Source organism: Acinetobacter sp. CFCC 10889 (assembly GCF_003268395.1).
Lineage (GTDB): Bacteria > Pseudomonadota > Gammaproteobacteria > Pseudomonadales > Moraxellaceae > Acinetobacter.
In genome coordinates this window covers 21,569-37,170 of the sequence record NZ_LQXQ01000019.1, presented here as the reverse complement: position 1 = coordinate 37,170, position 15,602 = coordinate 21,569, and the positions used below count along the sequence as shown (strand labels likewise).

The following is a 15,602-nucleotide window of genomic DNA, read 5'->3' as shown; positions in this document are numbered from 1 at the left end:
CGGTGGAACAGAATAAAAGTGTGTCGAATTTTACACCTTAAATGCGCTTTTATAAACCTTTGTTGCAGATTTCCTTTTATTTTCCAGCAGAATAAAATGGCATCATATACAAAAGTAAGCACATCCTATTTATTGTGACAGATTTAACCCTTTGAAATCTACGATCGCTTCTTGTATAGACATGCGATATTTAAATAAAAATAAACGCTTCAGTTCATTTTTATCAGAATTTCGTTATGTTTTGCGCTTAAAAAGATGCTTGCTTTATGCTAAATACAAGTTTAATCAACCTGAAAATCAAAGATTTAAAAATATATTTACAAAATTTATGCCTTGAGGCTATTTCAAAAACATCTTTTAGAATAAATACTCGACTAAAGAATAAATGCATTCAATTCACAATATGCATATCTTTTAGAGATGGAAAATAAAACAAATATTAGATGGAGTTAAAAAATATGGTTAGTGCATACGATGAATTACCACGCACACCTGCAAACTTTGTAGCATTGTCACCTTTGCGCTATTTAGAGCGTGCTGCGTACATCTACCCACATCAAGATGCAATTGTTCATGGTGCACGACATATTTCTTGGCGTGAAACGTATCGACGTTGCCGTCAGTTTGCACACCAATTAAAAAATTTAGGCATTCAAAAAAATGATACAGTTTCTGTATTACTGCCTAATATTCCTGCAATGGTCGAAGCACATTTTGCTGTACCGATGGCAGGCGCTGTTTTAAATACACTAAATACGCGTTTAGATGCAAAAACCATTGCATTCATGTTGGAACATGCTGAAACTAAAGTACTTTTGGTTGACCCTGAATTTGCAGCGATGGCGCAGGAAGCTGTCGCTCTTGTACCACAAGAGATTTACATCATTGATGTGGCAGATGTTGAATATGAAGCCAATGATTCTACTGCACGTATTGGTCAGATCGAATATGAAGACTGGTTAAGTGCTGGCGATGAAAACTTTGAATGGCACTTGCCTCAAGATGAATGGGATGCGATCAGCCTAAACTATACTTCTGGTACGACGGGTAACCCGAAAGGTGTGGTTTATCATCATCGTGGTGCGTACATCAATGCCGCGAGTAATATCATCGCTTGTGGCATGACACCACGCTGTAAGTATTTATGGACACTACCTCTATTCCACTGTAATGGTTGGTGTTTTGCATGGACGATTGCAGCCAATGGCGGTACCAATATTTGCTTACGTAAAATTGATCCTGAACTCATTTATAAGCTCATTGATCAATACCAAGTTGATTATTTCTGTGGTGCACCGATTGTCTTATCGATGTTGATCAACACACCTAAAGATAAACAAATTAAGTTTAATCATCGTGTTGAAGTCATGGTGGCGGGTGCTGCGCCTCCTGCTGCGATCATTGAAGGTATGCATCATATTGGTGTACAAGTGAACCATGTTTATGGTTTGACTGAAACTTATGGTCCTTCTGCGCTGTGTGCATCACAAGCGGGTTGGAGTGAGTTGTCGATTCAAGAACAAGCACAACTTCATTCTCGTCAAGGTGTACCTTATCCATTACAAGATGGGATGCGTGTGCTTGATCCTGAAACCATGCAGCCTGTACCGAATGATGGCACGACCATGGGTGAAATCATGTTCCGTGGCAACATCGTGATGAAAGGTTATCTGAAAAATACCCAAGCCACTGAAGAAGCCTTTAAGGGCGGATGGTTCCATACAGGTGATTTGGCTGTGTGCCAACCTGATGGTTATGCAAAAATCATGGATCGCTCAAAGGACATCATCATTTCAGGCGGTGAGAATATTTCTTCACTTGAGGTGGAAGAAGTGCTTTATACCCATCCAGCAATCATGACTGCAGCTGTGGTGGCAAAACCTGATCCACGCTGGCAAGAAGTGCCATGCGCCTTTATTGAACTCAAGCAAGGTGCTGAAACAACACCTGAAGAAGTGATTGAATTCTGTAAGCAGCATTTAGCTCGCTTTAAAGTACCGAAAGATGTGGTCATTGGTGAAATTCCAAAAACCTCGACAGGTAAATTACAGAAATTCATTTTACGTGATTGGGCAAAAGAACGTTCTGTAGGTGAGTTTAGTTAATTTCATTTCCATAAAACAAAAACCATCAATAAAAAACGACCTACAAAAGGTCGTTTTTTTATGTAAAACAATAATTTCACTTAACCTTGTTCAGATAGCAAAGCCACTTGTTGAACATAGTTTAAAAACTTTTGTTTAGACTCAGCCAACTCTTCTTCAGTGGCTTGTAATGATTTATCACGATGAATACGTAGCACGTGCTGACGCAATGAATGACTTTCTGCTGCTTTGTAAGACTTACAAAACTCTTTAATCGCAGGATCACGTTGCTCGATCATACGCTCAACCCAGCGATCCAATTGTGCTAATTTTTTCGCACCTTGTTTCGGGGTTAAATAAGACAAGATCATAGCCTCATCTTCATTACGCAATAATTTGCCCACTCTGAGAAATTGACGACGACGTGCTTCAAAAGATGTAATCAATTGCACATCAAGCAAAGCTTCGATTAATCGCTCTTCGACAGGCAAAGCTTCGATTTGTTTTTTAGACAACTCAGCCAGTTGCTCACCTAAAGCAGCCATACGCTGTACGGCTCTTTTCTGTTCTGATTTACTTGCACGTCCTTCTAAAGACTCAAAATCATCTTCAGTAAAACGTTGCGGACGACGTGCCACGATTATTCTGCCTCGTAAAATTTAGCTGCGAATAGTGCTTGAACTTCAGACAAAGCTTTTTCTTCATCTGCACCATCAATCACTAGACGTAAAGTAGTTCCCTTACCGGCTCCAAGCATGAGTAAAGAAAGAATGTTCTTTGCATCGACCAATTTATCACCTTTTCCGATTTGAATCGATGAACGAAATTTGGTGGTCACTTCAATGAGTTTTCCAGATGCCCGCGCATGTAACCCTAATTTATTAATTACGTCAACAGTTGTGTCGATCATGACCAGTGCTTCATTTCTCTATGTAATACTTGAATCGTCCATTTCGACTGCAATGCTGTTTTCAGTCGATCCACGATATAAACTGAACGATGTTGCCCACCCGTACAGCCTATAGATACCGTAATATAATGACGATGCCCTTCTGCAAATGCTGGCAACCATTTATTTAAAAATTGATAAATGTCTTCATACATCTCATTGGCTTGTTGACTGTCTTGTAGAAACTGTCGTACAGGTTCATCCAAACCTGAAAATTTGCGCAGTTCAAGATCCCAATGTGGATTGGGCAAATGACGCACATCAAAGACAAAATCGGCATCCAAAGGAATACCATATTTATAACCAAATGATTGTAAAATCAAAATCAACTTATCAGACTGTCCAAGCTTAGACAATAAAATATCTTTTAAATCGTGTACGCTTTTATCCGATGTATCAATATGGACTGTGGCACGTAGTTGAATCGGAAGAAGTAAAGTTTTTTCTTCTTGAATACATTCATTCAAACTTTTAAAACGTGTCGATAAAGGATGCGGTCTACGTGAAGCACTAAAACGAGAAATCAGTTCTTGATCACGTGTTGTGAGATAAATAACATCGACTTCACCATGCTTTTGCAACATTTGAAAAACATGATCAAAACCTTGCAAATCCGCACGTGTGCTACGAACATCAACGCCTAGCGCCAGTTGTTCTAAATTATTTTCTTTATCTAATTTTTCGACGATTTCAGGCAGCAATGCCAGAGGTAAATTATCAATACAGTAATAGCCCAAATCTTCTAAAACCTGCAATGCAGATGATTTTCCTGATCCAGACTGACCTGTCACGATAAGTATACGCTTCATGGCATGGCGACCCTAAGTTATTTTTTTAAGTTGTATGTTTAACCTGTAAGTTATCAATCAAACGGGTTTTTCCTAATTTTGCAGCTACAAACAATACTATATCTTGATCAAATTGACCAATTTTTTGCAACATTGGACTACGTGCTTCCACATAGTCTACATCAAAACCAACCTCGGTCAGTTGTTGACGAATATTGCTCAATGCAACATCGAGCGCAAGTCCATCATGCAATTGCTTTTCAGCTGCTTGCAAAGTTGCATAAATACAAGGTGCAGTTGCACGATCCTGCTCTGATAAGTAACCATTACGAGAACTTAATGCCAAACCATCTTCTGCACGAGTAATTGGCACACCGATCACCTCAATTGGCATATTTAGATCACGTACCAACTGTTTAATCACTGCCAATTGTTGATAATCTTTTTGCCCGAAAAATGCAAAGTTAGGCTGCACAATATTAAACAATTTAGTCACAACAACCGCAACACCATCAAAATGTCCAGGACGCTGTAAACCACAAAGATCATTGGTAATGTCACTGACACTAATATTGGTCAAACGCGGTTGCTTGCCATACATTTGATCCACAGATGGCGCAAACACAATATCACAGCCCACCTCAGCCAAAAGATGACTATCATGTTCTAAAGTACGAGGATAATTATCAAAATCTTCGTTTGGACCAAACTGAATCGGGTTGACAAAAATACTCACCACGACTACATCACACAATTTACGAGCAGCACGCACAAGGTTCAAATGCCCCTCATGTAAATTCCCCATGGTTGGAACAAAACCAATGATTTTACGTGCCGATCGAGCAGGATTTAACGATGCAGATAATCCTTGTATGGTAGTTTCAGTTTTCATATTTATAGCTCGACTTGGAAAGTATGTTCAGCCGCAGGGAAAGATTGATCTTGCACCGCAACATGATACGCTTTAAATGCATCAACAATCGCAGTTTCCCCTGCTTGTTCTTTCATAAAATTGCGCACAAAACGTGCTACTTTACCAAAAGTAAGTCCTAACATATCTTGTACGACAAGAACTTGACCATCGGTTTCTTTGCCCGCACCAATTCCAATCACAGGAACATCGGGGAACAATTCAGAAATTTCTTGACCTAACTGCGCAGGAACACATTCAAGTAATAAAATGGCTGCACCTGCTGCAACGACTGCCTTGCAGTCTGCAATCAACTGATCTGCCGCTTCACGAGTTTTTGCTTGTAATTTATAACCACCAAATACATGTACAGACTGTGGCGTTAGACCCAAATGCACACAAACAGGAATACCATTACGGGTTAAGGTTTGCACAGTTTCAGCCAACCATTCACCACCTTCGATTTTGACCATTTGTGCGCCAGCTTGCATCACTGTTTTTGAGTTTACTAATGCATCATTCAAAGTTGCATAACTCATAAAAGGTAAATCACACATGATAAAGGCATGCTGATTGCTACGACGTACAGCTGCGGTATGATATGCCATATCTGCCACAGTCACAGGCAAAGTTGAATCATGACCTTGAATGGTCATACCTAAAGAATCACCGATTAAAATACTATCAATCTCAGCAATTTGCATTGCTTTTGCCATACTTGCGTCATAACACGTTAAGCATGAAAATTTACGTCCTTGCGTTTTAAATTTACGTAGATCACTTAGACTAATCATGATGATAATCCTCTCATTCAGAGTTCCTTAGCGTTCAACAGGCTTAAATGTTTGCCCAATCTGTATCAGCTAAAACAGTTAAAGTTGAATGTTGTAGCAGTTCTAAGTCTTTTAAAGATTGTCCGTTCACTTTTAGCTCAGGATCTAAATCTAATAAAGGAATCACCACAAAATCACGCTCTAAAATACCAACATGTGGCACAGTGAGTCGCTCATTTATAATGTTTTTTTCCGCATAAAGCAAAAGATCTAAATCTAAAGTGCGCTCACCCCAACGACGCAAACGCACACGCCCAGATTCATTTTCAAACAGTTGTAAAGCATCCAACAGTGGCAAAGGCGCTAAATCAGTAATCAACTGTACAACAGCATTGTGATAATTTGGCTGATCTTGCGGTCCCATTGGTGGGCTTTGATACAATTTCGACACGCTCACTTGTCCAATCGTGGCAAGTTTTTGCACGGCTTCTTGTAAAATTTGCTGTGAATCACCAAGGTTACTACCCAAACCAATATAGGTCACTACACTCATTGCGTTGGTCCAAAGACAACTTTGGTCAAATCACGCTGTACACGCTTACGCTTTAAGATAGGATGATCAGGGTGAATTGTGTCAGCTTGATGAGAAACTGCATGTGTTACAGGTTTTTTCTCTTCAACACGTGGTTTACGAGTACGACGACTACGTGTTTCAGTTTCTTTCACCAAAGGTTCAATTTGTGCTGAAACTTTGCTTTCAACAGGTTCTTCTGGTGTTGCTTTACGACGATTTTTAGCACGTTGACGATTGTAACTACTAATCGCACGTTCCTTTTCATCCAAAGACATATTTTGGTAAGCTTCCCACCAAGCCCCCATACCTTGTGTTGAAGCATCCCCAGACTTTTCACGCAATAGCAAAAAGTCAAAGCCAGCTCTAAAACGTGCATGACCCGACAAAGCCTCAATTTGCTGTGGCTTTGGATTCAACAAACGCGTTTGCATTTCCCAAACTTCACGAATAAAGGTTTCTGCAAAACGTGGAATAATGGTACGTGACGCTTGACGTTTCAGCACATCCAAACCTGCTTGTGCACGTGCTTCAGTGGCAACCACACCTTTGCTTTGATATACCTCACAACGTTGTAGGAAATTTTCCCATAACAACACGGCATAGAAAAATGCTGGATTAATCGTTTTACCAATTTGAATACGTTGATCGGTATTTTTCGCAGCACGTTCCATAAATGGCGTAATTTTTGTCTCTAAATCTGCAAATAATTGCTGCCAAATACCAAACTCTATCAACATTGGCATCACACGATTAAGATGCCCCATGGTGAATAATTTTTGTGATTCATCATATAAACGATGTGGCGACACATCACGCAAAAGCTGCGTCATTTCAGGCGTAAAAATATCTAAAATATTTTGATCAATATTAAAATGGAGCTTGGCTGCAAAACGTAAAGTTCGCAACATACGTACAGGATCTTCTTCAAAACGCTGCGCAGGATCACCCAATAAACGTAAAGTTTTATTGTTTACATCATCGACTGCATTACAGAAATCAAGAACAATTCCTTTACGTGGTTGATAATATAAAGCATTGATCGAGAAATCTCGGCGAGCAAAATCTTGCTCTATCGTGCCCCAGTTATTATCACGTAAAATCATTCCTGCAGCCGAAGTAATGGCTTTTTTTGGCGGTGCACGAAATGTTGCGACTTCGATCAATTCACGACCCGAATAGACATGAGCCAATTCAAAACGGCGACCAATAATACGGCAACGACGTCCAAAGACTTCTTTAACTTGGGATGGCGTTGCATTGGTTACAGCATCGTAATCTTTCGGGCTTTGTCCCAACATCAGATCACGAACGCCGCCACCGACGATATAAGCTTCGTAGCCCGCTTTTGTTAAAGAATCTATAACATCTAAAATGGAAGAAGGTAGTTGAGCGGTGGATAATCCACACTTTGACGCACGCAAAGTTTGCAAAAGACGCTGTCTCCTACGTCAGGACGTAAAAATAATAATTGTGCTAATAATATCTCTAACACAATCAAAGGGCAATTTGATTCTCTCAATCTTGTTTGAAATAATCAGACATGGAATATCTAGCTTATGCCATTTGACATAAAATATTCTTTTATAAAACAATCATGGCACGATTCTTTTCTACCATTTTAGGACCAATTCCTTTGACATTTTGCAGGTCATCAATATTTTTAAATTTCCCATTTTGTTGTCGATAATCCAAAATTGCTTGCGCTTTCTTTTCCCCCACCCCATTTAACTGCTGTAATTGCTGCACATTAGCAGTATTAATATTAACTTTTGCACCTGATAACGCCGCACTACTGCTCGCTGTTTGCTTTGATGCTTGCGTGTTGGTCACAGTTGGTTTACCCAAATAATGATTCGGGTCTTGCCGTTTCAATTGTTCATCATGTGCTTGTTGTTGTTCTTTCCACTTTACATAACGTTGGTCAAATTTTTCAGCATGTGCATTAGACAATACACACATACTGAAAAATAAGAATAATATTGAAAATAAAATAGAATCTTTAAATGGATGTTCCTGATGATTGTTGTTCATACGCAGCCTGTTGTTTTAAATGTAATTTGGCTTGCTCCCATAGTTGATCTAATTGTTCTAAGCTCATCTGTTCTAATCTTTTATCTTGTTGTAATACTTGATCTTCTATAAAAGCAAAACGCTTTTTAAACTTGTGAATGGTGCTCAACAATGCCATTTCACTAGAGATGCCTAGTTTACGCCCAACATTGATCAATGAGAACAAACAATCGCCAAATTCATCCAGCATTTCATCGGATTTTTCAGTCGCAATAGCAGTCTCAAACTCTGCTAACTCTTCTTTCACTTTGCCATAAGCTTCTGCTGCATTGGGAAAATCAAAACCAATTTTAGCCACATTTTTTTGAATATTTTCTGCCTGAACCAAAGCAGGTGCATGTTTTACTTCATCCAAACGAGACTGTACTTTACCTTGTTTTTCTTGCTGTTTAATACTTTGCCAAAGCTGTGAAACCTCATCTGGAGTAAGATCATTAAACTTTTCTTTTTCAAAAACATGTGGATGACGACGAATTAACTTTTGACAAATCGCTTCAACTACATCATCAAAATCAAATGCTCCTTGCTCACTATACATTTGTGACTGAAAAACCACTTGTAACAACAAATCACCCAGTTCATCACGGACATCATTCACATTACCTGAGCGTACAGCATCTTCTACTTCATATGCTTCTTCGATGGCATATCGAGTCAAAGACTCAGGTGTTTGTTCACGATCCCAAGGACATTCTTGGCGCAACTGCTGCATGATATTAAGTAACTTTTCCATAAAAATGCCCTATTTTCCACATAATAAAATCTATGACTGCACAGACTTGTCAGTGGAAAGTATTTTATGTTCAACTGAATCGAGATTGATACTTTTAAAACAAAAAGGATACCCACATGCGGCAAAGTATTTTCATTAGTGGTACGGCACAAGGTATTGGTGCAGCGATTGCCCGATTATTTTATCAACAGGGCTATAATGTTGGAATTTATGATATTAATGAAACTGCAGCACAGCATTTGGCAGCACAGTTAGGTACACATGCCAAAGCAGGGCGACTCGATGTAGCACAATATTCTGAATGGCAAACTGCGTTATCTGAGTTTGTCATGTGGGCAGGTGAACTGAATATTTTAGTGAATAATGCTGGAATTTTATATTCAGGTGCTTTTGAAAATACTGATATTGCAGCGCATCACCGTACAATTGATATTAATGTCAAAGGTGTTCTCAATGGTTGTCATACTGCATTGCCTTTCTTAAAACAAGCCTCTTTTGCTCGAGTCATTAATCTATCCTCAGCTTCTGCGATTTACGGTCAAGCCGATCTTATCTCCTATTCTGCCAGTAAGTTTGCAGTACGTGGTATCACAGAAGGTTTAGATATTGAATGGCAAAAATACGGCATTCGTGTTTTGGATGTCATGCCGCTATTTGTGCAAACTGCAATGGTAAAAGATATGGATGCAGGCACGATTCAAAATATTGGCGTAGATTTAAAACCACAAGATATTGCTGATGCAGTTTTTAAACTCGCCACTAGCAAAGGAACGGTCTTTACGCAAACACATCATCCTATTGGTTTCAAGACTAAGGTGATGTATCAACTTTCCAATATCAGCCCACAAATCATCAATCGTTTAACAAATATGCTTTTAAGTCGAAAATGAAATTATCATTACTCAAAATAAAAACCCCATAAATAATATTCAATTTATGGGGTTCATTTATATTTTTAAATTTAAGTTAATTCCCTTGCACCAAACGTCTTGCACTAATAATGCCAGGTTGCTGCTCTAAACGTGCCAATAAACGAGAAAGCTGTGCCAAACCTTTAACTTCAATCAAAAGTTTCATATTGGCAATCCCATCTGATTCAGAAATGGTATTGACCTGACGAATATTGATCTGATCAGAGAAAATCACTTGGGTTAAATCTTTTAACAAACCACGGCGATCATAGGCTTCCACCACAATCTGCACACTTTGACCACGTGTGGGTTGCATTTCCCAGTCTGCTTCTACCGCACGATCAGGCTCTAAGTTGATCATACGCATATAATCTGTACAGGCAACTTTATGAATACTCACACCACGATTTAAAGTAATATAACCCGCGATCGACTCGCCGTGCACAGGCTGACAACATTGTGCAATATGCAACTCTACATTATCCAAACCATCAATCAAAATACCATGCGCTGATAAAGTATGACTTGCACGTGGATTTAATGTTGGTTTCAACACTAGTTCAGGTTCATCCTGATCTAAATGCATGTGACGATTCACTTGGTTAATCATGGCATGCAGGCTAATATCACCATTCACCAATGCCACCAAAATATCATCCCCTGTTTTGACATTAAAATGATTACAATAATCATTTAAATCAATACTTTTCGGATGAATCGCCAAACGAGAAAGTTCTTTATTTAAAATCTCTCGTCCCACTTCCAAGTTTTTACTACGGTCTTGCTGCCTAAACCAATGACGCAACTTGTCACGGGCACGTGCTGTTTTGATATAACCTAAAGAATTCACCAACCAATCACGATTTGGCTCACGATCTTTCTTGGTTAAAATCTCAACTTGTTCACCTGTTTTCAAGGTATATGTTAAAGGTACATAACGTTGATTAACACGTGCTGCATAACACTTATTACCCACTTCAGTATGTACATGATAGGCAAAATCTAAAACCGTTGAACCACGTGGTAATTCTTTAATATCACCATCACGACTAAAGACATAAATTTTTTCAAAACCTTCAAAGTCTTGAATATGTTCAAAATCCTCAACTTCATCTTCATTCGGATGTACATTTGCATCATTACGCTCTTGATAATGTTCAAGCACTGAACGTAAAGAATGCAAACGATGATTAAATGAATAATCGGTGGTTTTTGAACCTTCTTTATAGTTGAAGTGTGAACATACACCAAGCTCAGCTTCTTCATGCATCTCTACAGTACGGATTTGTATTTCGAGCGATTTATTTTCAGCAATCACCGCTGTATGCAATGAACGATAACCATTGGCTTTCGGATTGGTAATATAGTCATCAAACTGATGTGGAATATGTCGCCAAATTTGATGAACAATACCTAAAGCGTGATAACACTCAGAAACATTTTTCACTAAAACACGAACAGCACGAATATCATAAAGCTGATCAAAGCTGAGATTTTTACTCTTCATCTTGCGATAAATAGAGTAAATATGTTTCACACGCCCTGAAATTTCTGCATGAATATCATGTGCAGCCAATTCACTTTTAAGTTTATCAACAACAAATTGGATATATTGTTCACGCTCCAAACGCTTTTCATTGAGTAACGAAGCAATTTCTTTATAACGTTCGGGTGCCAAATAACGGAAAGCTAAATCCTCTAGCTCCCATTTTAATTGTGCAATGCCTAAACGATGTGCTAAAGGCGAGTAAATGGTTAAAATTTCACGTGCAACACGTTCTTGACGCTCTCTTGGAGATTTTGCCAATTCACGCAAAGCATAAGTACGCTCTGCCAATTTAATCAAAACCACACGTACATCTTCAGTCACCGAAATCAGCATTTTATAAATGCCTGACAAATGTTCACGTTGGTTATTATTAAAATGGTCTTCTAAACGTTTATTTTTCTCGATAAGTTCAGACAGTTTCCCCATTGCCAAAGTACCTTTGACAAGGTTATAAACCTGCTCCCCAAACTGTACTTGAATTTCCTCAAGCGAAATAATACCTTCACGTACACTACGATATAAAACAGCAGCAGACAGCGTGTCTTCATCGACATGTAAATGTGCCAAAATATCCGCCATCCCAATACCTGTTGTAAAGATATTGGTTCGGCTATTTGCCATGGTTGCTAATTCTTTTTGTAAAACTAATTGAGCCACTTCTTGCAACTGTCGAAGCTCAGCACCGTCTAAAATTCCACGCACACGATCTAGCCAAGTTGCCAAAGCCTGTTGCGCTTCTACGGCATGTTCTACAGTCGCTTCCTCAGACAACTCGTTCAGTTGTTCTGGAAGTTGTTCACGTACTGTGACCATACCCGTCTCCTGTGAATCTACAGTTCATTATAAAATCGTTTATCTCTACACTACACTTTTTCAAACAAGGCAATGGATTCAACATGACCTGTATGTGTGAACATGTCCATCACACCTGCCTTTTTCAGCTGATAACCATGTTGCACCAAAATTCCTGCATCTCGTGCCAAAGTGGCAGGATTACAGGACACATAAACGATTTTTTTTGCACCAAAATTAGGCACATAATGCATTACTTGTTCCGCCCCTGACCGAGGTGGGTCTATCAATAATGCATCAAATCCTTGATTTGCCCAAGAATATTGAGAAAAATCTTTTGTTAAATCTTGTGAATAAAATTTAACATTACTTATGCTATTTTTCAGTGCATTTTCTGTACCACGCAGTACCATTTCCTCACTGCCTTCGACAGCAACGACCGTTCCTGTTGCACCCACTTTTTTAGCAAGTGGTAAAGAAAAATTCCCTAAACCACAAAACAAATCTAGAACCCGCTCACCCTCTTGCAAATCAAGCAATTCACATGCCAATTTGACCATTTGAGGATTTACCGTTGGATTCACTTGAGTAAAATCAGTCGGATTGAATGAAAATTCAACATCAAAATCAGCAAGTTGATAATGTAAATGCATCTCTGCATGTGGGTCATCAACACGATGTAAACTGTCATTGCCTGCGGGTTGAAAATACAATTGCCATTGTTTCTGTAACGCAAATTGTTGTAATTGGTTGACATCTTTTTGAGATAAATCTGCGGTATGGCGAATTAATAACGCAACCTCAGTATCACCTTTTGCTAATTCTATATGACCAATGTCCGCTTTGCCTGTTAGACTTTCGAGTAATAAGCGCAGCTCAGGCAAGGCTTGATCAAGTTCTAAGTCTAAAATTTTACAGGTTTGAATATCAATTAACAGATTACTTTGAGCCGCACGAAACCCCATAAGCAATTGTTTATTTTTAGGAAAATAACGTACACCGATACGAGCTTTATGACGATAATCGACTTTAAGTGAGCGAATTGGCGCTAACCATTCTTTCGGTTCTAAACCTGCAAAATGACTAAAGTGTGATTTTAAAACATCTTGTTTAAAACGAATTTGCTCATCAGGATGTAAATGTTGCAAATTACAACCACCACACATACCAAAATGCGGACAAATCGGCTCAATACGCTGTGGATGTGGTTCACTCAAAAGCTGAATACTATCGCCTTCTTCAAGTTTAGATACTTGGCGGGTAATTTGGACTTTGACTTTTTCACCAGGTAAAGCAAAACGAATAAAAACACTTTTGCCTTTTTTATCAGATGGATGACTTGGATCATCACCATAGCGTGCTATGCCTCGCCCTTCATGTGAAAGTCTCTCAACATTAAAAATAGACTGTGGCAGTTGAGATGAACGAGGTTTAGCTCTATGTTTCAAAGGAATACCTAATTTGGAGTGGTGGGAAAATCTGTGGCGCTAAATGCAGTTTTTTGCGAACTTTCACGCCAAATCTGCAAAAATTCAGCTTGCTGTGCTTGACCTTGTAAATAATGAATCGTTGCTTGAATCCAAAGCTGATGATCTGCCAATGAAATTTGACCTTTTAGCAAATTCCACCGTAAAAATATTAACCATGTATTGAGCACATCACCTTCACAATAACTGCTCAACTTGAGCCATTGCTTGGTTTTCACATATTCAGGAATAAAATAACCTGCTATACCACGCTTCCCAGGAAAACCTAGCAAATGTGCAATGTCATCTAATTTCTGAAAATGCCGACCATTAAACATCGCCATCACATCCATCAAATCAACATGACGATGATGATAACGATTTTGGTAGTTATTATAACGTTTTTGTGTATCAATCTCACCTTGATCGAACAAACTTGGTGCAGATAAACCATGATACATGGCACGGAACAAAATCACAGGTAAATCAAACTGTGATCCATTCCAACTGACCAAAGTAGGATGCCGTTTATCAAAGATTGACAAGAATTTCTTTAAAATTTCTGCTTCAGAAAAATGCTCTTGGCTAAATGAAAACAGCTTCATCGCACCATTTTCATCAATCCATAAACCCGAAATACACACAATTTCATGTAACGGCAAGCGCTGAAAATCCGTCCCAGCTTCCTGACGGCGAATTTTCATTAGCGCCTGTTCTATATCTTCTTCAGGTAAATCTAACCCATACAAATGTGCACCCGACTGATGATCGGTCAATGTTTCAATATCAAAAACAAGTACGGGTAAACGCATAAATAAGATTTCCCTAAAAGACCTAGACTATTTTACACATTAACCCGCTTCTTTTCAGTGAATCAATGCTGATCGGCAAATAATTATAAAGTCCAAGCCTTTTAATATTTAATCCTCAACCGAGAATAAACCTGTTGAGAGATAACGATCTCCACGGTCACACACGATACATACGATCACAGCATTAGGATTTTCTTCAGCAATTTTGATTGAAGCCCACACTGCACCACCTGATGATGTTCCTGCACTAATGCCTTCTTGACGTGCCAAAGCACGGGCAGTTTTTTCAGCTTCAATTTGTGGAATATCCATGATGCGATCAACACGTTTTGCATCAAAAATAGTCGGTAAATATTCTTGTGGCCAACGGCGAATCCCTGCAATATTTGAACCTTCCGAAGGTTGTAAACCTACGATTTGAATCTCAGGATTTTGTTCTTTTAAATATTTTGAAATCCCCATGATGGTGCCTGTTGTGCCCATAGCACTCACGAAATGGGTAATTTTACCTTCAGTTTGTTGCCAAATTTCTGGACCAGTCGTCAGGTAATGTGCCTCTACATTGTCAGGATTACCAAACTGATTTAACACTAAACCTTGACCTTCTTTCTCCATTTGCAAAGCCATATCCCGTGCTTCTTCCATACTTGCTGCTTCAATCAGCTCGGCACCGTACGCACGCATTGCATCTTTACGTTCTTGGCTTGATGCAGCAGGCATAATCAAACGCATTTTGTAACCACGCATCGCAGCAACCATCGCCAATGCAATCCCTGTATTTCCACTGGTCGCTTCAATTAAGGTATCACCTGGCTGAATTTGTCCACGCTTTTCAGCTTGCATAATCATGTTATATGCAGGGCGATCTTTGACAGAACCTGCAGGATTATTCCCCTCAAGTTTTGCCAATACCGTTGCTTGAGTATGATTTGCCAAACGCTGTAAACGCACCAAAGGCGTTTTTCCGACATAGTGGTCAAGCAGAAAATCATCAGCGAAGAAATCAGGTTGTGTGTTACTCATCATTTGCACCTATATTGAGGTGGCGATATTGTATGAAAAAATAAAACCAACTGCACAACTTTCCGTTCATTTTTCCAAAGACTGGTACAACTTAAAACAAATTGAAATATTTTTAAATTTTGTATTTTTCAATGTTTTATCTTTAAAATCATTTATATAAATAAATTA

At 38.9% G+C, this 15,602-nt stretch carries 15 protein-coding genes; 2 read left to right on the top strand and 13 right to left on the bottom strand.

The window, feature by feature from the left end:
• The first annotated feature begins 458 nt into the window (after positions 1-458).
• Positions 459-2,105 carry an acyl-CoA synthetase gene (locus tag AVJ19_RS09085; protein ID WP_111859450.1) on the top strand — a complete coding sequence of 549 codons (1,647 nt, stop codon included), beginning with the start codon at positions 459-461 and terminating at the stop codon, positions 2,103-2,105.
• Positions 2,106-2,185: 80 nt separating this feature from the next.
• Here AVJ19_RS09085 and yjgA read toward each other — a convergent pair whose 3' ends face one another.
• The 9 genes from yjgA to mazG form a co-directional block, all read right to left on the bottom strand.
• A complete protein-coding gene (gene yjgA, locus AVJ19_RS09080; RefSeq protein WP_111859414.1) occupies positions 2,186-2,722 on the bottom strand; it encodes a ribosome biogenesis factor YjgA in 537 nt (178 codons plus the stop codon).
• Positions 2,723-2,724: 2 nt separating this feature from the next.
• Positions 2,725-2,994 (bottom strand): HPr family phosphocarrier protein, encoded by a 270-nt coding sequence (locus AVJ19_RS09075; protein WP_065994388.1) that lies wholly within the window; start codon positions 2,992-2,994, stop codon positions 2,725-2,727.
• The gene (rapZ, locus tag AVJ19_RS09070) at positions 2,991-3,842 is read right to left on the bottom strand and encodes an RNase adapter RapZ (RefSeq protein WP_111859413.1); all 852 of its coding nucleotides are present in this window, start codon (positions 3,840-3,842) and stop codon (positions 2,991-2,993) included. The genes AVJ19_RS09075 and rapZ overlap by 4 nt, the downstream gene beginning before the upstream one ends.
• Positions 3,843-3,867: 25 nt before the next feature.
• A complete protein-coding gene (gene panC, locus AVJ19_RS09065; RefSeq protein WP_111859412.1) occupies positions 3,868-4,713 on the bottom strand; it encodes a pantoate--beta-alanine ligase in 846 nt (281 codons plus the stop codon).
• A 2-nt stretch (positions 4,714-4,715) separates the two neighbouring features.
• Positions 4,716-5,525, bottom strand: coding sequence for a 3-methyl-2-oxobutanoate hydroxymethyltransferase (panB, locus tag AVJ19_RS09060; RefSeq protein ID WP_111859411.1), 810 nt, complete (start codon positions 5,523-5,525; stop codon positions 4,716-4,718).
• A gap of 43 nt (positions 5,526-5,568) precedes the next feature.
• A complete protein-coding gene (folK, locus tag AVJ19_RS09055) occupies positions 5,569-6,057 on the bottom strand; it encodes a 2-amino-4-hydroxy-6-hydroxymethyldihydropteridine diphosphokinase (protein ID WP_111859410.1) in 489 nt (162 codons plus the stop codon).
• Positions 6,054-7,508: a polynucleotide adenylyltransferase PcnB gene (pcnB, locus tag AVJ19_RS09050; protein WP_111859409.1), complete on the bottom strand. Its 1,455-nt coding sequence runs from the start codon at positions 7,506-7,508 to the stop codon at positions 6,054-6,056. The genes folK and pcnB overlap by 4 nt, the downstream gene beginning before the upstream one ends.
• 151 nt (positions 7,509-7,659) lie before the next feature.
• Positions 7,660-8,109, bottom strand: a complete 450-nt coding sequence (locus tag AVJ19_RS09045; RefSeq protein ID WP_111859408.1) for a ComEA family DNA-binding protein — start codon at positions 8,107-8,109, stop codon at positions 7,660-7,662.
• Positions 8,078-8,881: a nucleoside triphosphate pyrophosphohydrolase gene (mazG, locus tag AVJ19_RS09040; protein WP_111859407.1), complete on the bottom strand. Its 804-nt coding sequence runs from the start codon at positions 8,879-8,881 to the stop codon at positions 8,078-8,080. Before mazG ends, AVJ19_RS09045 begins: the two co-directional genes overlap by 32 nt.
• Before the next feature lie 116 nt (positions 8,882-8,997).
• Between mazG and AVJ19_RS09035 the strand changes: the two genes are divergently transcribed.
• Positions 8,998-9,771, top strand: a complete 774-nt coding sequence (locus AVJ19_RS09035; RefSeq protein WP_111859406.1) for an SDR family oxidoreductase — start codon at positions 8,998-9,000, stop codon at positions 9,769-9,771.
• A gap of 76 nt (positions 9,772-9,847) precedes the next feature.
• Here the strand turns inward: AVJ19_RS09035 and AVJ19_RS09030 are convergent, their stop codons facing one another.
• The 4 genes from AVJ19_RS09030 to cysM all read right to left on the bottom strand — a co-directional run bounded on the left by AVJ19_RS09030 (position 9,848) and on the right by cysM (position 15,434).
• Complete coding sequence (locus AVJ19_RS09030; RefSeq protein WP_111859405.1) at positions 9,848-12,154, bottom strand: RelA/SpoT family protein; 2,307 nt, start codon at positions 12,152-12,154, stop codon at positions 9,848-9,850.
• Between the two features lie 50 nt (positions 12,155-12,204).
• A complete protein-coding gene (gene rlmD, locus AVJ19_RS09025) occupies positions 12,205-13,581 on the bottom strand; it encodes a 23S rRNA (uracil(1939)-C(5))-methyltransferase RlmD (protein WP_111859404.1) in 1,377 nt (458 codons plus the stop codon).
• Positions 13,582-13,589: 8 nt separating this feature from the next.
• Complete coding sequence (locus AVJ19_RS09020) at positions 13,590-14,411, bottom strand: 3'-5' exonuclease (protein WP_111859403.1); 822 nt, start codon at positions 14,409-14,411, stop codon at positions 13,590-13,592.
• Positions 14,412-14,519: 108 nt separating this feature from the next.
• Positions 14,520-15,434, bottom strand: a complete 915-nt coding sequence (gene cysM, locus AVJ19_RS09015; protein WP_111859402.1) for a cysteine synthase CysM — start codon at positions 15,432-15,434, stop codon at positions 14,520-14,522.
• Positions 15,435-15,602 lie beyond the last annotated feature (168 nt).